This window comes from Acidovorax sp. GW823-FHT02H02 (genome assembly GCF_058797075.1).
In genome coordinates this window covers 1-865 of record NZ_JBXAJH010000050.1, presented here as the reverse complement: position 1 = coordinate 865, position 865 = coordinate 1, and the positions used below count along the sequence as shown (strand labels likewise).

Below are 865 nucleotides of genomic sequence, written 5' to 3'. Positions count from 1 at the left end.
CAAGGCCAATGAACTGTTAAAAAAAGGCCTGGGCGTCGATCTGCAGCTCCTGTCCAACCGGGAGAAGACACTGCTGACTGACGCCCTCAAGGAGCACTATGACTTGCCTGAGCTCCTTGCACAGTTGGGCCTTGCACGTAGCTCGTACTTCTACCATCGCACCCGTGCAGCGGTGGGTGACAAGTACCTCTCTGCGCGTCGTGCGATCACCGACATCTTTGAGTCAAACCACCGCTGCTACGGCTACCGCAGGCTACAAGCCTCGCTGACCAAGCAGGACATGACCATCTCCGAAAAGGTGGTGCAGCGCTTGATGAAGCAAGAGAGCTTGGTCGTTGCAAAGCCCAAGCGGCGGCGGTATGCGTCTTACCTTGGCGAGATCAGCCCGGCACCGGAGAACATCATCAACCGTGACTTCCAGGCTGCAGCGCCCAACGAGAAATGGCTGACGGACATCACGGAGTTCCAGATCCCAGCAGGCAAGGTCTACCTATCACCGATCATCGACTGCTTCGACGGGATGGTGGTGAGCTGGACCATTGGCACGAGCCCTGACGCTGAGCTGGTCAACACCATGCTGGATGCAGCCATCGAGACTGTGACGGACACAGCTGACCGACCAGTGGTCCACTCAGACCGCGGTGGGCACTACCGCTGGCCTGGCTGGCTATCGAGAATGAGCGAGGCGAACCTTACCCGCTCCATGTCCCGCAAGGCCTGTTCTCCGGACAATGCGGCTTGCGAAGGCTTCTTCGGTCGCCTCAAGAACGAACTGTTCTATCCTCGGAACTGGAAGGGCACGACCATCGAGCAGTTCATTGAAGTGGTCGACTCGTACATCCGCTGGTACAACGAGAAGCGGATC

At 58.2% G+C, this 865-nt stretch carries 1 protein-coding gene; it reads left to right on the top strand.

The annotated features are described in order from the left end of the window. Positions 1-865: IS3 family transposase (locus tag AC1RDS_RS20985; RefSeq protein ID WP_492227365.1), on the top strand; the 865-nt coding region annotated here is incomplete at both ends.